Origin of the sequence: Streptomyces sp. NPDC002032, assembly GCF_042890765.1 — a bacterium.
Taxonomy (GTDB): domain Bacteria; phylum Actinomycetota; class Actinomycetes; order Streptomycetales; family Streptomycetaceae; genus Streptomyces.
The window spans coordinates 1-19,777 of record NZ_JBIASM010000020.1 but is presented as its reverse complement, the minus strand read 5'-3'; the positions used below and the strand labels follow the sequence as shown (position 1 = coordinate 19,777).

The following is a 19,777-nucleotide window of genomic DNA, read 5'->3' as shown; positions in this document are numbered from 1 at the left end:
CGCGCCGGACATCCAACACGGCCGTAGACGCCCCTACCGGTGCCCTCGATGGCGTCAGCCGCTGCGGTACGGAGAAGCCCAGCGCCGCGTGGCCCGTCTCCCGGCCCTCGCCGCCGCGTTGGGTACGTCCCGCTTGCTTTGCGGGCTCACCCCGCCCTAATATCGTCATCGTGACGATAACCGCCCAGCGGCCCCCGTCTCCTGCGCATGAGTACGTGGCCCGCGGCCACGTGGGGATCGACGACGGCCTCAGCACGGAGAAGTGATCATGTTCGAAATGCCGGTTAATCCATTTGAGCTCTCCGAAGAAGCGCTGAGCCGAATATCTGCCGATGACTCATGGAACCCGATCGAATTGGAGATCCCAAAGGCCAACGCCAAGGCGATTCGCCATTTTCTCACTCCGGCCGAAGTGGAGGTATTTGCGACCGAACTGGCCGCCCAGCGCTTTGCCCCGGTGGGCCGAGACGGCGTTGCGGCCAACTACGCAGAGGGGGATCCGGTCGCTCATTTCCGCGCCACGGCCGAATCCACATCCCTGGCGGCAGAATTTTACCGAAGACTGCGGACGCTTCTATCGCTTGAAGTGGGATCGGACGATCCGACGGATTCGGATGGAAGGCCCTGGAGGCCGGCGGCCGTCAATCCTCGCATGCGCTTCGTCACGTACGAACCCGGCGGATTCATCGTCCCGCATTACGATTCTCCCTATTTCGCCCCCGACGGCAGGCGCACTCTCCTGACGGTCGTCGTCTACCTGTCGTATGAGGCCGTGGGTGGAGAAACGCGGTTCATCGCCGATGAGCAGAACGATCTTCCCTTTGCACAACGTGACTTCTCCGACCGGCCGCGGCTCGCGAAGCCTGAGGAGATATTGAGTGCCCACCGCCCCGAACCGGGCGATGCGCTCCTCTTCTGGCATCGGACGCTTCACGACTCGGCCCCGCTTCTTGAGGGTACGAAAACAATACTCAGAACCGACGTGCTCTATGAGCCCGTGGATGTGCCGTGAGCAGCGGCAAAGCCACCGTCGCACCGATCGGCATGACCGATGGGAGGATCCACACCGACTGGGTGGAGACGGTGTCCCAGGACGGCCTGCACCTGATGCAAACGCGCTTGGAGGTGAGAGTTCCTCCGTCTGAGGGTCGCAAGTTCATCACCTGCGGTCTGGCCCGGAAGACGTACGCGGTGAAAGACGGCATTGCCTGTCGGGTTTCGTCCTACGCACTCGGCCGCGACCTGGGCAGCCCGGGCAACTACGACTTCGAGATCGTTTCTGCGACGGGGGGCCCTCCGATCCGGAGGCTCTTCAACCGGGACGGCGTGCCGGGCGAGATGCGCGAGGGCGCTCTGTTCGACGCGCATGAGGGGCTTGACGATGGCGAGTACATCGTCCGAATCGCGGCGGGAATGACGACCAGCTGGGACAGCGGGACGGGACGGAGCATCGAGCTCCCGGTCCCGTGCCACGAGCTCGCATTCGCCGTGGTGGGATCCGCACCGCAGGAGGTGCGCGCGAGTACCGGCGGCCCGTGGGCGGCGCGGCCCTCCATGGAGATCCCCGTGGTCGATTGGCGCGACCAGCCCACGGCGGAGGCGGCATGGGAGGCCTACCTGAACGGGAACAGAATCAGTCTGGATGCCTACGGGATCTTCTCCCCGCAGCATCTGATGAGAAATCAACGGGATACCGCTCTGGAGATTCTCCGGAGCGAGGGCTACGCCATACCGCGAATCCCGGAACCCGCCGAGACGCCTGGGGCCTGGCTGGGCCACTGCGGCGGAGCATGGATGCCGGCCGATGTGCTCGCGGCCCTTCACACCGTGCCGGATGACACCACGCAACGTGCGTGGCATCAGGGAGCGAAGGAATCCCTGGACATCGCATGGGATATGCACCAACTGTGGACCACCGACGTGTTCTGACCGGGCCCGCACCCTCATCTGCTACCGCATACTCACCCCACGAGATGACCTCTAATACTCCAGCTGTAGATCGTGATCTTGGCGGTCGGAGTGAGTGAAGTGATCAGTGTTGCGCCGTCGGCCAGGCAGACAGTGCCAGTTCGGCTGCTGCGACCAGCTGGGGGGCAGTGGCACCATCCTGGGCTCGCTGCGAGAGCCCCTGGAGGACTGTGGCGAAGTAGTCGGCCAAGGCCCGAGGACTGGTCTCGGCGGGCAGTTCCCCCGCCCGCTGCGCCTCTCGCAGCCGTGTCTCGAACCCGTCCACGTTCTCGTTGCGCAGATTGCGGAGGAATTCCCGCACCTCCGCATCCTGCGGAGTGACGTTGGTTGCGGCGCTGATGGCCAGACATCCGGCGGGGTGTGTGGGGTCCGGGTAGATGACCGCGGCCTCCCGCAGGATGCGCGCGAACGCCCCGTACGCGGTGGGCTCCTCGCGGAGCGCCGCGCCCGCGAAGCTGCCGACAGGTGACTGGCCGTAGGCGTTGACCACTTCCTCGAACAGGGACTTCTTGTCCCCGAAGGCGGCGTACAGGCTCCCTGAGCGGATGCCCATCGCATCGGTCAGCTCGCCGATGGAAACGCCTTCATAGCCTCGCTCCCAGAACAGACGTGTGGCCGCGGTCAGTGCCGCCGCGCGGTCGAAGGTGCGTGGGCGGCCACGCTTGGGTGTCTCAGCCATACGACACATTTTAGAGTGTTCGACCAAGAAATCGTGCTAGCTTCTTTCTTGGTCGATCACTCAACAAATGAAAGGCGGCCAACCACCGTGGGTATGAACGGACTTGAAGGAAGAATCGCGCTGGTCACCGGAGGCAGCAGGGGCATCGGGCGAGCCGTCGCGGAGCGCCTCGCCCGGGACGGCGCCGTTGTCGCACTGACCTACGCCCGCGACGAGAGCGCGGCGCACGACGTCGTGGCGCGCATCCGAAAGGGCGGCGGCCGGTCCTTCGCCCTTCACGCGGAGCTGGGCAGCCACGGCGACGCCGCCGCCTTGTGGTCGGCCTTCGACGACCAGATCCCCCACCACGCACCCGAACCAGTCGTCGACATCATCGTCAACAACGCCGGGATAGGACGAAGCGCGGACCTGGCGTCGCTGACCGAGGACGGCTTCGACGAGGTCTTCGCGGTGAATGTGCGAGCACCGTTCTTCATCGTGCAAGAGGGTCTGAAGCGACTACGCGACGCCGGCCGGATCATCAACATCTCCAGCGGTGCGGCCCACCTCGCCATGCCGGAGGCCATCGCCTACGGCGCCACCAAGAGTGCCCTGGACAACTTCACCCTCAACCTCGCCAAGGAACTCGGTGCCCGGGGCATCACAGCCAACTCGGTCGCCCCCGGGATCATCGACACGGACGTCAATGCGGGCTGGCTGCGCGGCAACCCGGAGGCCGAAGCCCACGCGGCATCCCTGGCCGCACTGGGCCGGGTCGGCCGACCGGAAGACGTGGCCGACATCGTGGCCTTCCTCGCCTCGGACGACGCACGCTGGGTCACCGGCAAGGTGATCGACGCGACCGGAGGCTCCGGACTGTGAGCCTCCTCCCTTGGGCGGGAGCACCCGTCGGTGACCTCCCGCCCGAGGGAACTCGCTGGTGGGAAACGTTCGAAAGCCTGATGAAACGGATAGCGGGCCGGTTTACTCGCGTCGAACCCCGACGCCGTGCAGCACGGTTGGTACTTGGACTGTTGTCAGACCTACCGCGCACGACGATCAGGCGGTGCTGGTGGTCGACGAGACCGGCGATGTGAAGAAGGGCACGCACACCGTCGGCGTCCAGCGCCAGTACACAGGCACCGCCGGGCGGATCGAGAACGCCCAGGTCGCCGTCTACCTGGTCTACGCAGGTCAGCGAGGGCACGCCGCGGTGGACCGGGAACTGTACGTTCCGCGCTCCTGGATAGCCGACCCCGACCGCTGCCGCGCCGCCGGACTCGGCGAAGAGGTGTCGTTCGCCACCAAACCGGAACTGGCCGCACGAATGGTGGCCCGGTTCCTGGACGCCGGCCACCAGGCCGCCTGGGTCGCGGGCGACGAGGTCTACGGCGGCAACCCGAATCTCCGCATCGCGCTGGAGAAACGCGGCACCGGCTACGTCCTCGCCGTGGCCCGTTCGCACGAAGTCACCACCGGCGCAGGCAAGTTCCGCGCGGACACCCTGGCCAAGAAGATAACCAGGCGGGCCTGGCGGAAGCTCTCAGCCGGGGCCGGGGCGAAAGGCCACCGCTTCTACGACTGGGCCGTCATCGACCTCGCCGACCTCCGATCCGGCAGTCGTCAACTCCTGATCCGCCGCAACCGCAGCACCGGAGAACTCGCCCACTACCGGTGTTACTCGCCCACGGCAGTACCTGTGACCACGCTGGCACGAGTCGCCGGATCAAGATGGCGAGTCGAGGAGTTCTTCCAGGCCGGAAAGGGCCTGGCCGCTCTCGACGAACACCAGGTTCGTCGCTACCCGTCCTGGTCACCCTGGCCATGCTCGCGCACGCCTTCCTCGCCGCCGTCCGCGCAGACGAACAGGGGCGCCACCCCGCACCGGCGGGCCTCGTACCGCTCACCTGCAACGAGATCCAACGCCTGTTCATGACCTTCGTCGTCCAACCCGCCCACGTTGCCACCCACCGGCTCGGCTGGTCCACCTGGCGACGTCGCCACCAGGCCAGATCCCGAGCCAGTCACTACCGGCGACAAGCCACTCAAACATGAAGATCACGATCTACAGCTGGAGCACTAAGCGGCTTATGTCCGGCCACAGACGGCCGGCGGACGCTATGCCGAGAGAAGCGCGTAGCGATCCGATGCGCCAGATGTCCCGCCCGGTTGTCCTGGTCGCTGTCTGGTGTGGTCTGGCCGCCCCCGGCCCTGAATCTGGTCTGGGAGGGCCGGGCATCGGGCCCACCTGGGTGTCCTCGGCGGTGGGGGTCTCGGCTCCCTGATGACGATCGGACAGGCTCACTGCCCCGTGAACGTTCTTTTGGGGGTTTCCCGGCAGTCTTCGTTTTTCCGTGGCGGGACGGTCGGTCAAGGGTGGCCGAAGGCCATCGCGAAGCGACGCGACGAAGGAGCGCCCTTGAGGGACCGGCACGACACGGAAGGACGAAGACTGCCGGGAAACCCCCAAACCCTCCCTGATCCCGCCCAGCAAAGACCCCGCCCCACCCCCCGCCCCCCTAGCCTGGGCGCATGACCAGCGACTTCCACACCACCCTGCACTCCCTGCGGGTGTGGGACACCCAGCTTCCCGGCTTCGATCCCGCGAGCGCTCCGGACGGGCCGCTGCCGCTGTTCCGGGACTGGTTCGTGCTCGCCGCGCGGGCGGGGCAGCCCGAGCCGCACGCGATGAGCCTGGCCACGGTGGACGCCGACGGGCTGCCCGACGTACGCGTCCTGCTGCTGCACGACGCCGACGAGCGGGGCTGGCACTTCGCCTCGCACGCCACCAGCGCCAAGGGCCGCCAGCTCGCCGCGCACCCGGGAGCCGCCCTGTGCTTCTACTGGCCCGCCGTCGGCCGGCAGGTCAGGGTCCGGGGCCGGGTCGGCGCGTGCGGGGCGGAGGAGAGCCGGGCGGACCTGGCGGTGCGTTCGCGCGGGGCGCTGGCGGCCGCGCTGACGGGGCGGCAGAGCGAGGTGCTGGGCTCCGCCGAGGAGCTGGTGCGGGCCTCGGAGGCGGCGTGGGAGCGGGCCGGGGCAGAACCGGACGCCCCCGCGCCGACCTGGACCCGGTACGTCCTCGAACCCACCGAGGTGGAGTTCTTCCAGGGCGACGCCGCCCGCCGCCACATCCGCCTGCGCTACCGCCGCACCGCCGATGGGGCGTGGACGCGCGAGCTCCTCTGGCCGTAGGGGCTGCGGGCCGGGGTCAGGGCCGCGGCCCGGGGTCAGGCCCGCGGGCCGGCCTTGCGGAAAACGGGCACGTGGACGCCTTCCGCCGCCTCGCGGAAGGTGACGTCCAGGTCCATGCCGATGCGGAGGTCCGCGTACGGGCAGTCGACGACCTCCGTCATCATCCGCGGGCCCTCCGCGAGGTCGACGACGGCGGCGGCGTACGGGACGCGGCCGCCGAACGGCGGGAGGTCGTTGCGGTGGATCACCGACCAGGTGTAGAGGGTCGCGCGGCCGCTCGCCGCCTCCCAGGACACCCGGTCCTCGCCGGCCCAGCAGGACGGGCAGAACTCGCGGGGGTAGTGGTGGGCGCGCCCGCAGTCGGCGCAGCGGCGCAGCAGGAGGCGGCCCCGGGCGGCGGCGTCCCAGTAGGGGCGGGTGAAGTCGTCGGCCTCGGGGAGGTCGTGGCGGGGGGCGGGGGCGGCGTCGGTGCTCACAGGAAGATTCCGATCGACGCGTCGAGGGACCAGGTCTGCCAGGCCATGGCGAAGAGGGCGACGAGCGAGATCAGCGCCATCATGGCGTTCTGTCCCTGCTCGGCCCAGTCGTGGATCATCAGCACCAGGTACAGCAGGTTCAGCAGGAGTCCGCCGGCCAGGGCCACCGGGGTGAGGAAGCCAAGCACCAGGCCGAGGCCCAGGGCGAGTTCGGCGTAGACGACGACGTACGCCATCAGCCGGGGGCGGGGCTGGACGACCTTCGCGAAGCCGCTCCGGACGAAGGGCCAGCGGTGCTTGCCCGCGACGTCGGCGGCCCAGGCGATGCCGGTGCCGCGCTCGAACCAGCCCTTCTTGTCCTTGTGGCGCCAGCTCTCCAGCCACCACAGGCCGAGTCCCACGCGCAGCACGGCGAGCCATTCGGCGCCGCTGAGCCAGATGGTCTGCATCCCTCACCCACCCACTCACTCACCCACTCGACCCATCGATCTGACGGTACGTCAGTTCAGCCGATCGGGGCCGATCCCGCAAGGCCCCCGCGGCCCGCCGGGCGGCCGCCGTGATCGATCCGCAATCGATTCCCTGCTCGTCCGAGACCCATCAACGCTGTGTGTCGATACGCTCACTCCTCATGTCCGAGCCCGACCTGACCAGTACCCAGCCCCGCCCCGTGTACGTGATCGGCGCGGGTCCCGGCGGCCTCGCCGTCGCCGCCGCGCTGCGCGCCCGCGGGGTGCGCGCCGTGGTCGTCGAGCGGGCCGACTCCGTCGGCGCGTCCTGGCGGGGCCACTACGAGCGGCTGCGGCTGCACACCACGCGGCGCCTGTCGGCCCTGCCCGGGCTGGCGATCCCGCGCCGGTTCGGGCGCTGGGTGGCCCGCGCGGACGTGGTGCGCTACCTGGAGAAGTACGCCGAGTTCCACGAGCTGGAGCTGGTCACGGGCGTCGAGGTGACCCGGATCGAGCCCGCCGCCGACGGGGCGGGCTGGACCCTGCACGCCTCGGGCGGGCGGGTGCTGGCGGCGGGGGCGGTGGTCGTGGCCACCGGCTTCAACCACACCCCGGCGCTGCCCGACTGGCCGGGCCTCGGCGGGTACACCGGGCGACTGCTGCACGCCTGCGCGTACCGCGAGCCGGGCCCGTACGCCGGGCAGGACGTGCTGGTCGTCGGCGTGGGCAACACCGGGGCCGAGATAGCCGTGGACCTCGTCGAGGGCGGGGCGACCCGGGTGCGGCTCGCCGTGCGCACCCCGCCGCACCTCGTGCGCCGCTCGACGGCCGGGTGGCCGGCGCAGCGGACGGGGATCCTGGTGCGCCGGCTGCCGGTGCGGGTGGTGGACCGGCTGGGGGCGCTGGTCGCGCGGGTCTCCGTACCGGACCTGTCGGCGTACGGGCTGCCGCGGCCGACGGCCGGTCTGTACACGCGGGTACGGCAGGGGGCGGTGCCGGTGCAGGACGTGGGGCTGATCGACGCGGTGCGCCGGGGCCGGGTGGAGCCGGTGGCGGCGGTCGCCTCCTTCGACGGGGACGCGGTGGTGCTGGCGGACGGTACGCGGATCGGCCCGGACGCGGTGATCGCGGCGACGGGGTACCGGCGGGGGCTGGAGGGACTGGTGGGGCACCTCGGGGTGCTGGACGGGCGCGGGCGGCCCCTCGTCCACGGGCCGCGGACCCCCGCAGGGGCGCCCGGGCTGTACTTCACCGGGTACACGAACCCGATCAGCGGGATGCTGCGCGAGCTGGCCCGGGACGCGGAGCGGATCGCCCGGGCGCTGGCCCGGCGGGACCGGCGGGAGCGCCGGGAGCGGAGGGACCGCCAGAGCCCCCAGAGCCCCCATGACCGTCAGAGCCGCCAGGACAGCCAGAGGAGCCAGGGCCGCCAGGGCCGCCGGAGCCGGCGCGCGGGGTCGCCCGCGTAGGCCGAAACGGGTCTGGCCCCTCCCCGGGCGGTTCTGCCACCGTTCTGGCACACACATCACCTCCACCACCTTTCCTGCGCATCCCTGTTCCTGACGGCGCGTCAGTTCAGTAATCTGACTACGCGTCAGCTATGGATTTCATCGAGGTTCATCGAGCAGGAGCGGGCGGAACGATGCTTGGATCTACTCACGGCACCCTCACCACCGACTTCCGCGCACGTGTCGAGGCCTGCGGGGAGACCCCCAGGACGGCCGTCCACTCCACGGCGGCCCCGGCCGGCGGGGACGCGGCCGAGCTGGACGTCAGCGGACGGCCCCTGCACTCCGATGTGCCCGACCTGGACCGGTTCTTCCGGCCCGAGTCCGTGGCCGTCGTCGGCGCCTCGGACGCCGACGGCAGACCGAACACGGGCATCACGCGGCAGCTCATCGCCTGGGCCGGGCGCGTCGGCGCCCGCATCCACCCGGTGCACCCCACCCGCGCCACCGTATTCGGGCTGCCTTGCCACGCCTCGGTCGCCGACCTGCCCGAACAGGTCGACCTCGCCGTCCTGCTGGTCTCCGACCCGCTCCCCGTCATCGAGCAACTGGCCGACACGAAGGTGAAATTCGCGGTGGCCTTCGCCTCCGGCTTCGCCGAGACCGGAGAAGCCGGCGCCGCCGCACAGGCCCGCCTCGCCTCCGCCGTCAAGCGCTCGGGACTGCGGCTGCTGGGCCCCAACACCAACCTCAACGCCTTCGAGGAGTTCCGCGCGGACCTCGACGGCCCGGCCATCGCCCTCATCACCCAGTCCGGCCACCAGGGCCGGCCCGTCTACACCCTCCAGGAGCTGGGCATCCGGCTGTCGCACTGGGCGCCGACGGGCAACGAGGCCGATCTGGAGACCTCCGACTTCATCTCCTACTTCGCCGAGCAGCCCGAGGTCGGAGCCATCGCCTGCTACGTCGAGGGGCTCAAGGACGGCCGCCAGTTCCTCCTCGCCGCCGACCGCGCCGCCCGCAACGGCGTCCCCGTCGTCGCCGTCAAGGTGGGCCGCACCGAGACCGGCGCCCGCATGGCCGCCTCCCACACCGGCAAGCTCACCGGCGCCGACACCGTGGTGGACGCCGCCATGCGCCAGTTCGGGGTGATCCGCGTCGACGGGCTCGACGAGCTGCAGGACACCGCCGCCCTGCTGGCCCGCGCCCGGCCCCCGCGGGCCGAGGGGGTCGTCGTCTACTCCATCTCCGGCGGCACCGGCGCCCACTTCTCCGACCTGGCCACCGAGGCGGGCCTGACCCTGCCCACCCTCTCCGAGGACAAGCAGCGCGAGCTCCACCAGTGGATCCCCGATTACCTGGGCGTCTCCAACCCCGTCGACAACGGCGGCCACCCCGTCGGCGACTGGCGCGGCCGCAAGATCATCGACGCGCTCCTCGCCGACCCCTCCGTCGGCGTCCTGATCTGCCCCATCACCGGCCCCTTCCCGCCGATGAGCGACAGGCTCGCCCAGGACCTGGTCGAGGCGGCCGAGCAGACGGACAAGCTGATCTGCGTGATCTGGGGCTCCCCCGTCGGCACCGAGGACGCCTACCGCACCACCCTCCTCGGCTCCTCCCGCGTGGCCACGTTCCGCACCTTCGGCAACTGCATCACCGCCGTCCGCGCCTACCTCGGCCACCACCGCTTCACCGCCGCCTACCGCTCCCCCTTCGACGAGGCCCCCCGCACCCCCTCCCCCTCCTTCCGCAAGGCCCACGCCCTGATGCGGCCCGGCCAGCAGCTCAGCGAGCACGCCGCGAAACAGCTGCTGCGCGCCTATGGGATACGGGTGCCCCGCGAACAGCTCGTCACCAGCGCGGCGGCCGCCGTCCGCGCGGCGGGCCTGGTCGGCTACCCGGTCGTCATGAAGGCCTCGGGCCCCCAGCTCGGCCACAAGACCGAGCTCGGCCTGGTCAAGATCGGGCTCACCTCGGCGAGCCAGATCCGCGACGCCTACCGCGAGCTCACCGACATAGCCCGCTACGAGAACGTCCCGCTGGACGGGGTCCTGGTCTGCCAGATGGTCGAACGGGGCGTCGAAATGGTCGTCGGCGTCACCCAGGACGACCTCTTCGGCCCCACCGTCACCGTCGGTCTCGGCGGCGTCCTGGTCGAGGTCCTGCGCGACGCGGCGGTCCGCGTCCCGCCCTTCGGGGAGGACCAGGCCCGCCACATGCTGACCGAGCTGCGCGGCCACCCCCTCCTGGAGGGCGTCCGGGGCGCCCCGCCCGCCGACGTCGACGCGCTGGTGGAGGTCATCCTCCGGGTCCAGCGGATGGCGCTGGAACTGGGCGACGTCCTGTCCGAACTGGACATCAACCCGCTGATGGTCCTCCCCCGCGGCCAGGGCGCGGTGGCCCTGGACGCCCTGGCCATCTGCCGCTGACCCGGCACACCGCCCGGCAGTCCCCACCACCGCGCGGCACCCACCGCGGATCCGAAAGGGAGTTCACCCCATGGCCAGCGACGCCGCCGACGGCGACGAGATCCTCCACCGCATCGACAGCGGGGTCTCGTGGATCACCCTCAACCGCCCCGAGGCCATGAACGCCGTCAACCGGGACCAGCGCGAGCGGATCATCGCCCTGCTCGCCGGGGCCAGTGCCGATCCGGACGTACGGGCGGTGGTCCTCACCGCCACCGGCAAGGGGTTCTGCGCGGGCGCCGACCTGCGCGGCGCCCCGGCGGCCCCCGCCACCGAGCGCGTCGCGGGGGACGTGGCCCGGATGATCCGGCTCGGGGCGCAGCGGCTGATCACCGCCGTCCTGGACTGCGAGAAGCCCGTCATCGCCGCCGTCAACGGCACCGCCGCCGGCATCGGCGCCCACCTCGCCCTCGCCTGCGACCTCGTCATCGCCGCCGAAGGGGCCCGGTTCATCGAGGTGTTCGTCCGCCGGGGCCTGGTCCCCGACGGCGGCGGCGCGTACCTGCTGCCCCGCCTCCTGGGGCCGCAGAAGGCCAAGGAGCTGATGTTCTTCGGGGACGCCGTGGCGGCGGACGAGGCGGCCCGCCTCGGGCTCGTCAACAAGGTGGTCCCCGACGAGGAGCTGGAGGCGGCCGCCCGCTCCTGGGCGGAGCGCCTCGCGCAGGGCCCGACCCGCGCCCTGGCGCTCACCAAGCAGCTGGTCAACGCCTCCCTGGACGGGGACCGGGCGACCGCCCTGGCCGCCGAGGCCGCCGCCCAGGAGCTGAACATGAGCACCGCCGACGCGCACGAGGGCGTGGCCGGCTTCGTGGAGCGCCGGACGCCGAAGTTCCGGGGGCGCTGAGATCCGGGCCGTCCGCCTCGTCACATCCGCGGGTCCGGCTTCAGCAGGGCGAAGACCGCGCCGGCCGGGTCCGTGACCCAGGCGATCCGGCCGACCTCGGGGACGTCCGCCGCGGGCATGAGGACCTCGCCGCCGCCGTCCTCGATCCTGCTCACGGTGGCGTCCACGTCGCTCACGTGGAAGTACGGGACCCACCGGGGCGTCTCGTCGGATCCGGCGCCCGCCCCCTCGCCCTGGGGCGCGACCCCGCCGAAGGAGCCCTGCTCCTGGTCGCCGTCCGCGATGCTGAGGACCCGGTACAGCATGCCGGGCGCCTGCATCTCGGAGTGCCGCCACCCGAAGAGGGAGGCGTAGAAGGCGATGTCCGCGAGCGGGTCCGGCACGTGCAGCTCCACCCAGACCAGGGAGTTCTCGGCGGAGGCCACCCCGAGGCCGCCGTTCCTGCCGGGCTGCCAGCAGGCGAACTCGGCGCCCTGCGGGTCGGTGAACTGGGCCAGCCAGCCCTCTCCCATGACGTCCATGGGCTCCATCCGCACCGTTCCACCGCCGTCGCGGACGCCCTGGGCGGTGGCCCGCACGTCGGGGCTCTGGAAGTGGACCATCCAGGCGGACCTCGCGCCCTCCTCGGTGAGCGGGCCCAGCGCGGCGACGGTCTTGCCGTCCGTCTGGAAGAAGCCGTAGCCGCCGCCCTCGGGTCCGGCGGAGGTGAACTCCCAGCCGAAGACGCGGCCGTAGAAGGCGGCGGCGGCCTCGGTGTCGGGGCTGCCGAGGTCGAGCCAGTTGGGCGATCCGGTGCGGAAGTCGGTGCCGAGCATGATGCCTCCTGGGATGTCTGCGGGTACCGCCCGACACGATGCCGAGCCGCCGCGCACGCGGGCCCGTACGGGCCGTGCGGGAGGACCCGTTCCACCCGTACGGGGGAACGGGGGGGGCGGAGGCGCCCGGGGCTGCGCACCTGCGCACCCCTTCACATCTGACACTCCGTCAGGTTCAATCGTCGTGTGATGGGACACGCAGGGATGGCGGCCACCGTCGTCCGATACCTCAGGTCGGTCGGCTCCCCCACCTCCGCGGGGCCGGAGCCCGATCGCGTCGACGCCCTGCCCCGCCCCGACCTGCGGGCCGTCGGGGAGGACGAGCGGGCGCCCGTCAGCCCCGCCGAGTTCCGGGCCGTCCTCGGCAACTTCGCCAGCGGGGTCACGATCGTCACCGCCCCGCCCGCCGGGCCCGGCGAGGAACCGGCCGGCTTCGCCTGCCAGTCCTTCGCCTCGCTCTCCCTCGACCCGCCCCTGGTCACCTTCATGGTCGCCCGTACGTCCACCACCTGGCCGCGGATCGCCCGCGCCGGAGTGTTCTGCGTCAACGTCCTCGGTGCCGAACAGGGCGCGCTGTGCCGGGCCTTCGCCGTCAGCGGCGCCGACAAGTTCGCGGGCGTCGCCCACCGGCCCGCCCCGGCCACCGGATCGCCGCAGCTCGCGGACGTGCCCGCCTGGATCGACTGCCGGATCCACGCCGTCCACACCGGCGGGGACCACCTGATCGTCGTCGGCCGGGTCGAGGCCATGGGCGCGGCCGGCGAGGGCGGCCCGCTCCTCTTCCACAAGGGCCGCTTCGGCCGCCTGGCCGAGGGCGAATAGGGCCTCGTAGCCGCGTGGCCTCGCAGCCTCGCGGCCTCGTACGCGCGAGGCAGCGAAAAGCAGCGCAGCGCGGCCCCGCCCGGGGAGGGCGGGGCCGCGCACGCGCACCCGGATCAGAAGGTGAGCACCCCGCGCGCCACCCGGCCGTGCCGGGCGTCGTCCACGGCCTTCGCGAAGTCCTCGACCGGGTAGACCTCCGTGACCAGTTCGTCCAGCAGCAGCCGGCCCTGCCGGTAGAGCTCGGCGTACAGGGCGATGTCGCGCTGCGGACGCGAGGACCCGTACCGGCAGCCCATGATCGTCTTGTCCAGGTACATGGACGAGACGAGGAACGACGCCTCCTCCTTGAAGCCCGGCACGCCCAGCAGCACCGCCTGCCCGTGCCGGTCCAGCAGGTCGATCGCCTGCCGGATCAGCCCGACGCTGCCCACGCACTCGAAGGCGTGGTCCGCGCCCGTCGGCAGGACCTCGCGGACGGCCGCCGGGGCGTCCGGCACGGCCGAGGCGTCGATGAAGTGCGTGGCCCCGAAGCGCCGGGCCACCGCCTCCTTCGCCGGGTTCGCGTCGACCGCCACGATGGTCCCGGCCCCCGCGATCCGAGCCCCTTGCAGGACGTTCAGGCCGATCCCGCCGGTGCCGATGACCACCACCGACTCCCCCTGGCCCACCTTCGCCCGGTTCAGGACGGCGCCGACGCCCGTCAGCACCCCGCAGCCGATCAGCGCGGCCGAGGCCGTCGGGATGTCCTCGGGGATCTTCACGGCCTGGACGGCCCTGACGAGCGTGCGCTCCGCGAACGCCGAGTTCGAGGCGAACTGGAACAGTGGCTTGCCGCCCCGCGAGAAGGGCTGCCCGGGCATGCCGATCGCCTTGCGGCACATCGTCGGCCGGCCCCGGTCGCAGTCCGCGCACGCCCCGCAGTTGGCGAGCGTGGACAGGGACACGTGGTCGCCCGGCCCCACGTGCGTGACGCCCGCGCCGACCGCCTCCACCACCCCGGCGCCCTCGTGCCCGAGCACCACCGGCGGCGGGAAGGGGATCGTCCCGTCGATCACCGACAGGTCGCTGTGGCACAGCCCCGCCGCCGACACCGCGACCAGCACCTCCCCCGGCCCGGGGTCCCGGACCTCCAGGTCGTCGACCACCTGGGCCTGCTTGCCGTCGAACACGACGCCTCTCACCTGGGCTCCTTAGGCAGGCCGAGCACGCGCTCGGCGATGATGTTCCGCTGGATCTCGTCCGAACCGCCGTAGATCGTGTCGGCCCGGGTGAACAGGAACAGGCGCTGCTCCTCGTCGAGCCCGTCCTCGTACGGGACCCCCTGCGCCCAGGGCCCCGGCCCGGCCGTCGCCGCCGCGCCCCGGACCGCGACGGCCAGCTCCCCGAGCCGCCGGTGCCAGCCGCCCCACAGCAGCTTGGCCACGCTGGGCGCGCCCGGATCGGCCGCGCCCGGATCGGCTCCGCCCGGCTCCCCGGCCGCCCCCAGGGTGCGCAGGGCGTTCCACCGCATGGTGCGCAGCTCGGCCCACTGCCGTACGAGGCGTTCGCGCAGGACGGGGTCCGGGGCGCCGCAGGCCGCGTAGGCGTGGACGACGCGTTCCAGCTCGGCGGCGAAACCGATCTGCTGGACGAGGGTGGAGACCCCGCGTTCGAGGGCGAGCAGGCCCATGGCGACGGTCCAGCCGTTGCCCTCGCCGCCGACGCTCTCCTCGGCGACGGCGCCGTCGAAGAAGACCTCGTTGAACTCCGCCGTGCCGGACATCTGCCGGATCGGCCGGACCTCGATCCGGCCGGGCTGGTCCATCCGTACGAGGAGGAAGGACAGGCCGTGGTGGCGGCGCGAGCCCGCTTCGGTGCGGGCCAGGACGAAGCACCAGTCGGCGTCGTGGGCGAGGGAGGTCCAGATCTTCTGCCCGGTGACGCGGTGGCGCCCGTCGGCCGGGTCGCGGACGGCCGCCGTACGGATCCCGGCGAGGTCGGATCCGGCGCCGGGCTCGCTGTAGCCCTGGCACCACAGCTCCTCCCCGCGGGCGATGCCGGGCAGGTGGCGGCCCTGCTGTTCGGGGGTCCCGTAGGCGATGAGGGTGGGCGCGAGGAGGTTCTCCCCGATGTGGCCGACGCGGCCGGGCGCGCGCAGCGCCGCGTACTCCTCGGCCCACACCACCTGGCCGGTCAGGGAGAGCCGGCGCTGCCCGTAGGCGCCGTCGGGGACCTCCCAGCCCTGGCCGATCCAGCCGCCGCGGCCCAGCTCGCGCTCCCAGTCGCGGCGGACGGCGGCCCCTTGGTGTTCGCTGCCCGGGCCGCCGAGGCCGCGGGCCCGGCCGTACGGGCCCACGAGGTGGTCGGTGAGCCATGCGCGGGCCCGGACGCGCAGCTGCTCGTCCGCGACCCCGAAGCTGAAGTCCACGCCGCTCCCTATGTGTTGGGGCGGTCCTTGGCGGCCGCCGCCTTGGCCATGGCTTCGAGCTGCGCGAGCAGGGGCATCGGGTCGGTGCCCACCGAGCCGGGCAGGAAGTCGGCGATCTTCTCCGGGGTCCAGGCGCCGTCGGCGTAGGCGGCGCGCAGTTCGCGGGGCTGGGCCCAGACGGCGATCTTGGGGCCGGCGATCGTGTAGACCTGCCCGGTGATGCCCTCGCCCCTGGCCCGGTCGCTGAGCAGGTAGGTGACGAGGGCGGCGACGTCCTCGGGCTCGCCGATCTCCTTCAGCTCCATGGGCACGTTGGCCGACATGCGGGTGCGGGCGACGGGGGCGACGGCGTTGGCGGTGACCCCGTACTTGTGGAGGCCGAGGGCGGCGCTGCGGACGAGGGAGATGATCCCGCCCTTGGCGGCGCTGTAGTTGGCCTGGGCGACGGATCCCTGGTGGTTGCCGCTGGTGAAGCCGATGAGGGTGCCGGTGCCCTGTTTGCGCATGACGGCGGAGGCGGCCCGGAAGAGGGTGAAGGTGCCCTTGAGGTGCGTGGCGACCACCGGGTCCCATTCGGCCTCGGACATGTTGAACAGCATCCGTTCGCGCAGGATCCCGGCGACGCAGACGACGCCGTCGATGCGCCCGTACTCGGCGAGGGCGGTGTCGATGACGCGCTGGCCGCCCGCCATGGTGGAGATGTCGTCCGCGACGGCCACGGCCTGTCCGCCGGCCGCGGTGATCTCCTTCACCACGGCCTCGGCTATCTCGCTGGTGGGCTCGCCGCCCTCGATCCCGACGCCGTAGTCGTTGACGACGACCCGGGCGCCCTCGGCGGCGGCGGCGAGTGCCACGGCCCGCCCGATGCCCCGGCCCGCGCCGGTGACGGCGACGACCTTGCCTGCCAAGAAGTTCCCCACGTCCGGCCCCTTCCCGCGTTTTCTGACGGTCCGTTAGATTCTATGACCAGCCGGATCCCTTCGCACAAGCCCCCGTTGCCCTGTTGCCCGCCGCACCCGCCAGGAGCTGATGGAAACCATGACCCTGCCCCCCGAGTTCCACGAGATCGCCAAGCGCGTCAACAACTGGGGCCGCTGGGGCGCCGACGACGAGATCGGCACCCTGAACCTGATCACCGGGGAGGTCGTCCGGGCGGCCGCCGCCGAGGTCCGCACGGGCCGCCGGATCCCCCTGGCGCTGCCCCTCAAGGAGGACGGGGTGCAGTCCGGGATGATCCCCGGCCGGATCAACCCGCTGCACACCATGGTCCAGATCAACCAGGAGCTGTTCGGCCCCGGAACGGTGGCGTGCAGCGACGACGCCGTGACGATGGGCCTCCAGTCGGCCACCCACTGGGACGCCCTGACGCACGTCTCCCACTCGGGCCGGATCTACAACGGCCGCCCGGCGTCCACGATCACCGCCCACGCGCGCGCCGAGTTCAGCGGCATCGAGAAGGCCACCCCCATCGTCTCGCGCGGGGTCCTGCTGGACGTGGCCCGCGCGAAGGGCCTGGACCGGCTGCCGGGGGGCCACGCCGTCACGCCGGGGGACCTGGCGCAGGCGGAGGAGTTCGCCGGGGTCACCGTCCGGGCGGGCGACGTCGTACTCGTCCGCACCGGGCAGGTCCAGGTCTACCTCGCGGGCGACAAGCACGGGTACGGGTACCCGTCCCCCGGCCTGTCCGTGCACACCCCGGAGTGGTTCCACGCCCGCGACGTCGCGGCGGTCGCGAACGACACCCTGACCTTCGAGATCTTCCCGCCGGAGATCGAGAACCTGTGGCTGCCGGTGCACGCCCTGCACCTGGTCGAGATGGGCATGCACCAGGGCCAGAACTGGAACCTGGAGGAACTGTCCACAGCCTGTGCGGAAGCGGGCCGCCACACGTTCCTGCTCTCCGCGATGCCGGAACCCTTCGTCGGCGGCACGGGCACCCCGGTCGCCCCGGTCGCGGTGCTCTGATCCCTCCGGCCGGGCGGGCGCCGCCGCGGGGGGAGGGCAGCCGCCCGGACCGCCCCCGCGGCAGCGGCCGGGCGCCTTCCCGCCGGTCCCGGCCGCCGGACCCGACCGCTCAGTCGAGGCAGAACTCGTTGCCCTCGACGTCCTGCATCACCAGGCACGAGTCGTGCTCGTCGGACAGGAGCCGTACGCGGACCGCACCGAAGGGGATCAGCCGCGCGCACTCGGCCTCCAGCGCGGCCACCCGCTCCGCGCCCATGAGCCCGGTGCCCACCCGTACGTCGATGTGCACCCGGTTCTTGGCGGCCTTGCCCTCGGGCACCCGCTGGAAGTACAGCCGCGGGCCCACCCCCGAGGGGTCGCTACAGGCGAACCACGAACCCCGCTCGGCGGGCGGCCGCGAGTCCTCGAACTCCTCCCACGTGGCGAAGCCCGCCGGGGGCGGCTGGGCGACGTACCCCAGCACCTCGCACCAGAAGCGGCCGACGCGCTCGGGTTCGGCGCAGTCGAAAGTGATCTGGACCTTCTTCACCGATGACATCGGCGCACCCTAACAGGAGCCCAACAAGGCGCCCTTACCCGCCCGTTGCCCTTGAGGCGAGGGCGGGTACGACCCTTACACTCCCCGGTCCGGCGGCTCCGGGAGCTCGGCCAGGCGCTTGATCCGGGCCAGGCGGCGGTCCCAGTCGGCGGCCAGGGCCGCCATCCAGCGGGCCGTCGCGTCCAGGGCCGCGGGCCGGACCGCGTACCGCACCTCGCGCCCCACCCGGCCGCCGCTCACCAGGCCCGCGGCCTCCAGCACTGCCAGGTGCTTGACCACCGCCTGGCGCGATACGGGGACCCCCCCGGCCAGCGTGGTCGCGGTGGCCTCGCCCCGCGCCGCGAGGAGGTCGAGCAGCAGCCGCCGCGTGGGGTCGGCCAGCGCGGCGAGGACGGCGTCGACGCCGTCGACGCCGTCGGCCGGGTGGGCCTCCGTCACGCCGAGGACCCCTCCGCCCGCGCCTTGAACGCGCCGAGCACCTGGGGCCAGCCGCCGGTGTTGTCCTCCAGCGCCTTGCCGCGCAGCTCGTCGGAGCCGGCGAGCGCCGCGAAGCCGCTCTCGACCACTCGCAGCCGCGTCTTGTCGCCCTCGGGGGTCAGGGTGAACTCCACGAGGGTGCTGTTGTCCTCGCGCAGGTCCTGGCCGGGGAAGGCGCTGGCCCAGCGGTAGGCGACGTACGTCTGCGGGTCGACCTTCTCCACGCGCACCGGGAAGTCCCCGTACTCGGCGTTCTTGGCGAGCGTCGACTCGCCCTCGCGGGCGACGGTGCCGGCCGCGGCCTCCGGTTCCGCCACCCAGAAGCCGGGTTCGGTCACCAGCGACCAGACCCGCTCCAGGGGCGCTTCGATCAGGGTTTCGCGTTCGATCCGGTCCTGGATCATGACGAGCCTCTTCTCTCGAACCAATGATGCAACTCCAGGGTTGCACGTTCCCCGCTCATGAGCAACCCGACGGTTGCGGGTCAGGCGGGCCGTCATCCACCGCGAAGCTGAACCAGACGGCCTTGACGCAGTCCCCCTGCGCGACCGCCGTCCAGTCGTCCGCGAAGGCTGCGACGAGCAGGAGCCCCCGGCCCCGGGTCGCGGGGAGCCCGGCCGGCCCGGGCTGCGGCCGCCGCCCGGGCTCGCAGTCGTAGACGCAGACGGTCACCCGGGACGCCGACAGGACGACCTCGACGGCGATCTGGGGCGCCGCACATGCACGCGCACCCCGACCCCCCGGCCCACGCCGCGGCCCTCCGAACCGGCTACTGGTTCGAGTCCCTGTGCCACCGGGACGCATACGGCGGGGCACCCGAACTGCTCTACCGGGTCATGCTGGACACCCCCGAGCACGCCGTCCGCCTGATCCGGCTTTAGATCCGGACCACCCACCCCTTCGCCCTGACCCCCGACGAAGTCACCCGCGCCCTGGCCTGGGCCGACGGCGGCGGCCGCGTCCAGGCCCTGGCCGCCCTCCACCGCGGCGAACCCGCCGGCTTCAGCATCGTCCTGCGCGACGGCACCCGCCCCGAATGGCGCGTACGCCCCGTCAGCCACTACTCCCTGCCCTGACCGGCCGAAGGCCGCCCTATGCGTTTGCGCCCGGAACTCCCCCCAGGTAGACAGGGGCACGACAATAAGGGGTCGACCTCCGGGGGCGGGGCAGAAGTGACCGATCACGTACCGATCAATCCGTGCACGATTCCGCAGTTCACGGGTGACCTGGACGCGCTCCAGCAGGATCAC

Annotated in this window: 20 protein-coding genes and 1 pseudogene; 11 read left to right on the top strand and 10 right to left on the bottom strand. The window is 72.0% G+C overall.

Translation table 11 applies throughout. From position 1 onward, the window contains the following. The first annotated feature begins 268 nt into the window (after positions 1–268). Positions 269–1,012, top strand: a complete 744-nt coding sequence (locus ACFYYT_RS31530) for a 2OG-Fe(II) oxygenase (protein ID WP_351831550.1) — start codon at positions 269–271, stop codon at positions 1,010–1,012. Next, positions 1,009–1,929, top strand: coding sequence for a hypothetical protein (locus tag ACFYYT_RS31525; protein WP_351831545.1), 921 nt, complete (start codon positions 1,009–1,011; stop codon positions 1,927–1,929). The genes ACFYYT_RS31530 and ACFYYT_RS31525 overlap by 4 nt, the downstream gene beginning before the upstream one ends. 103 nt (positions 1,930–2,032) lie before the next feature. On the opposite strand, the gene ACFYYT_RS31520 is transcribed toward ACFYYT_RS31525, so the two are convergent. Then, on the bottom strand, positions 2,033–2,656 hold the full coding sequence (locus tag ACFYYT_RS31520) for a TetR/AcrR family transcriptional regulator (RefSeq protein WP_388610183.1): 624 nt from the start codon (positions 2,654–2,656) through the stop codon (positions 2,033–2,035). 84 nt (positions 2,657–2,740) lie between these two features. Here ACFYYT_RS31520 and ACFYYT_RS31515 point away from each other — a divergent pair, with 84 nt between their 5' ends. The 3 genes and pseudogenes from ACFYYT_RS31515 to ACFYYT_RS31505 all read left to right on the top strand — a co-directional run bounded on the left by ACFYYT_RS31515 (position 2,741) and on the right by ACFYYT_RS31505 (position 5,818). Further along, positions 2,741–3,508 (top strand): SDR family NAD(P)-dependent oxidoreductase, encoded by a 768-nt coding sequence (locus ACFYYT_RS31515; RefSeq protein WP_388610124.1) that lies wholly within the window; start codon positions 2,741–2,743, stop codon positions 3,506–3,508. Positions 3,509–3,588: 80 nt separating this feature from the next. After that, a pseudogene (locus tag ACFYYT_RS31510) lies at positions 3,589–4,681 on the top strand (IS701 family transposase). 477 nt (positions 4,682–5,158) lie between these two features. Further along, positions 5,159–5,818, top strand: a complete 660-nt coding sequence (locus ACFYYT_RS31505; protein WP_351830367.1) for a pyridoxal 5'-phosphate synthase — start codon at positions 5,159–5,161, stop codon at positions 5,816–5,818. A 35-nt stretch (positions 5,819–5,853) separates the two neighbouring features. Here the strand turns inward: ACFYYT_RS31505 and ACFYYT_RS31500 are convergent, their stop codons facing one another. After that, on the bottom strand, positions 5,854–6,294 hold the full coding sequence (locus tag ACFYYT_RS31500) for a Zn-ribbon domain-containing OB-fold protein (protein ID WP_351830370.1): 441 nt from the start codon (positions 6,292–6,294) through the stop codon (positions 5,854–5,856). Next, a complete protein-coding gene (locus tag ACFYYT_RS31495) occupies positions 6,291–6,743 on the bottom strand; it encodes a DoxX family membrane protein (protein WP_351830372.1) in 453 nt (150 codons plus the stop codon). Before ACFYYT_RS31495 ends, ACFYYT_RS31500 begins: the two co-directional genes overlap by 4 nt. A gap of 182 nt (positions 6,744–6,925) precedes the next feature. On the opposite strand from ACFYYT_RS31495, the gene ACFYYT_RS31490 reads away from it, so the two are divergent. The 3 genes from ACFYYT_RS31490 (at position 6,926) to ACFYYT_RS31480 (ending at position 11,503) form a co-directional block, all read left to right on the top strand. After that, entirely contained in the window at positions 6,926–8,212 is a 1,287-nt protein-coding gene (locus tag ACFYYT_RS31490) for an NAD(P)/FAD-dependent oxidoreductase (RefSeq protein WP_351830374.1), read from the top strand. A gap of 173 nt (positions 8,213–8,385) precedes the next feature. Beyond that, a complete protein-coding gene (locus ACFYYT_RS31485) occupies positions 8,386–10,620 on the top strand; it encodes an acetate--CoA ligase family protein (RefSeq protein ID WP_351830376.1) in 2,235 nt (744 codons plus the stop codon). 70 nt (positions 10,621–10,690) lie between these two features. Next, entirely contained in the window at positions 10,691–11,503 is an 813-nt protein-coding gene (locus ACFYYT_RS31480; protein ID WP_351830378.1) for an enoyl-CoA hydratase-related protein, read from the top strand. Positions 11,504–11,523: 20 nt separating this feature from the next. Here the strand turns inward: ACFYYT_RS31480 and ACFYYT_RS31475 are convergent, their stop codons facing one another. Continuing rightward, entirely contained in the window at positions 11,524–12,318 is a 795-nt protein-coding gene (locus ACFYYT_RS31475) for a VOC family protein (RefSeq protein ID WP_351830381.1), read from the bottom strand. Positions 12,319–12,522: 204 nt separating this feature from the next. Between ACFYYT_RS31475 and ACFYYT_RS31470 the strand changes: the two genes are divergently transcribed. Continuing rightward, positions 12,523–13,140, top strand: a complete 618-nt coding sequence (locus ACFYYT_RS31470; protein WP_351830401.1) for a flavin reductase family protein — start codon at positions 12,523–12,525, stop codon at positions 13,138–13,140. Positions 13,141–13,253: 113 nt separating this feature from the next. On the opposite strand, the gene ACFYYT_RS31465 is transcribed toward ACFYYT_RS31470, so the two are convergent. From ACFYYT_RS31465 to ACFYYT_RS31455, 3 genes are read right to left on the bottom strand one after another with little or no spacing between them, the layout of a single operon-like run. Next, positions 13,254–14,321, bottom strand: coding sequence for a Zn-dependent alcohol dehydrogenase (locus ACFYYT_RS31465; RefSeq protein WP_351830382.1), 1,068 nt, complete (start codon positions 14,319–14,321; stop codon positions 13,254–13,256). Next, positions 14,318–15,547, bottom strand: coding sequence for an acyl-CoA dehydrogenase family protein (locus ACFYYT_RS31460; RefSeq protein WP_351830385.1), 1,230 nt, complete (start codon positions 15,545–15,547; stop codon positions 14,318–14,320). The genes ACFYYT_RS31465 and ACFYYT_RS31460 overlap by 4 nt, the downstream gene beginning before the upstream one ends. Positions 15,548–15,555: 8 nt before the next feature. After that, positions 15,556–16,467 (bottom strand): SDR family NAD(P)-dependent oxidoreductase, encoded by a 912-nt coding sequence (locus ACFYYT_RS31455; protein ID WP_351830388.1) that lies wholly within the window; start codon positions 16,465–16,467, stop codon positions 15,556–15,558. A 118-nt stretch (positions 16,468–16,585) separates the two neighbouring features. Here ACFYYT_RS31455 and ACFYYT_RS31450 point away from each other — a divergent pair, with 118 nt between their 5' ends. Further along, positions 16,586–17,512, top strand: a complete 927-nt coding sequence (locus ACFYYT_RS31450; protein WP_351830403.1) for a cyclase family protein — start codon at positions 16,586–16,588, stop codon at positions 17,510–17,512. Between the two features lie 109 nt (positions 17,513–17,621). Here ACFYYT_RS31450 and ACFYYT_RS31445 read toward each other — a convergent pair whose 3' ends face one another. The 3 genes from ACFYYT_RS31445 to ACFYYT_RS31435 all read right to left on the bottom strand — a co-directional run bounded on the left by ACFYYT_RS31445 (position 17,622) and on the right by ACFYYT_RS31435 (position 18,931). Continuing rightward, a complete protein-coding gene (locus tag ACFYYT_RS31445) occupies positions 17,622–18,050 on the bottom strand; it encodes a VOC family protein (protein ID WP_351830391.1) in 429 nt (142 codons plus the stop codon). Between the two features lie 75 nt (positions 18,051–18,125). Then, positions 18,126–18,488, bottom strand: a complete 363-nt coding sequence (locus ACFYYT_RS31440; RefSeq protein ID WP_351830393.1) for a metalloregulator ArsR/SmtB family transcription factor — start codon at positions 18,486–18,488, stop codon at positions 18,126–18,128. Continuing rightward, positions 18,485–18,931, bottom strand: coding sequence for an SRPBCC domain-containing protein (locus ACFYYT_RS31435; protein WP_351830396.1), 447 nt, complete (start codon positions 18,929–18,931; stop codon positions 18,485–18,487). The genes ACFYYT_RS31440 and ACFYYT_RS31435 overlap by 4 nt, the downstream gene beginning before the upstream one ends. A gap of 315 nt (positions 18,932–19,246) precedes the next feature. Here ACFYYT_RS31435 and ACFYYT_RS31430 point away from each other — a divergent pair, with 315 nt between their 5' ends. Continuing rightward, positions 19,247–19,408: a hypothetical protein gene (locus ACFYYT_RS31430; RefSeq protein ID WP_351830399.1), complete on the top strand. Its 162-nt coding sequence runs from the start codon at positions 19,247–19,249 to the stop codon at positions 19,406–19,408. Positions 19,409–19,777: the final 369 nt, after the last annotated feature.

What these genes read in the sequence shown, in the direction of transcription:
- ACFYYT_RS31480 (WP_351830378.1), top strand. Translation starts at nt 10,691, where the DNA reads ATGGCCAGCGACGCCGCCGACGGCGACGAGATCCTCCACCGCATCGAC.
- ACFYYT_RS31435 (WP_351830396.1), bottom strand. Translation starts at nt 18,931, where the DNA reads ATGATCCAGGACCGGATCGAACGCGAAACCCTGATCGAAGCGCCCCTG.
- ACFYYT_RS31515 (WP_388610124.1), top strand. Translation starts at nt 2,741, where the DNA reads ATGAACGGACTTGAAGGAAGAATCGCGCTGGTCACCGGAGGCAGCAGG.
- ACFYYT_RS31505 (WP_351830367.1), top strand. Translation starts at nt 5,159, where the DNA reads ATGACCAGCGACTTCCACACCACCCTGCACTCCCTGCGGGTGTGGGAC.
- ACFYYT_RS31475 (WP_351830381.1), bottom strand. Translation starts at nt 12,318, where the DNA reads ATGCTCGGCACCGACTTCCGCACCGGATCGCCCAACTGGCTCGACCTC.
- ACFYYT_RS31490 (WP_351830374.1), top strand. Translation starts at nt 6,926, where the DNA reads ATGTCCGAGCCCGACCTGACCAGTACCCAGCCCCGCCCCGTGTACGTG.
- ACFYYT_RS31445 (WP_351830391.1), bottom strand. Translation starts at nt 18,050, where the DNA reads ATGTCATCGGTGAAGAAGGTCCAGATCACTTTCGACTGCGCCGAACCC.
- ACFYYT_RS31530 (WP_351831550.1), top strand. Translation starts at nt 269, where the DNA reads ATGTTCGAAATGCCGGTTAATCCATTTGAGCTCTCCGAAGAAGCGCTG.
- ACFYYT_RS31485 (WP_351830376.1), top strand. Translation starts at nt 8,386, where the DNA reads ATGCTTGGATCTACTCACGGCACCCTCACCACCGACTTCCGCGCACGT.
- ACFYYT_RS31450 (WP_351830403.1), top strand. Translation starts at nt 16,586, where the DNA reads ATGACCCTGCCCCCCGAGTTCCACGAGATCGCCAAGCGCGTCAACAAC.
- ACFYYT_RS31430 (WP_351830399.1), top strand. Translation starts at nt 19,247, where the DNA reads ATGCACGCGCACCCCGACCCCCCGGCCCACGCCGCGGCCCTCCGAACC.
- ACFYYT_RS31495 (WP_351830372.1), bottom strand. Translation starts at nt 6,743, where the DNA reads ATGCAGACCATCTGGCTCAGCGGCGCCGAATGGCTCGCCGTGCTGCGC.
- ACFYYT_RS31470 (WP_351830401.1), top strand. Translation starts at nt 12,523, where the DNA reads ATGGCGGCCACCGTCGTCCGATACCTCAGGTCGGTCGGCTCCCCCACC.
- ACFYYT_RS31520 (WP_388610183.1), bottom strand. Translation starts at nt 2,656, where the DNA reads ATGTGTCGTATGGCTGAGACACCCAAGCGTGGCCGCCCACGCACCTTC.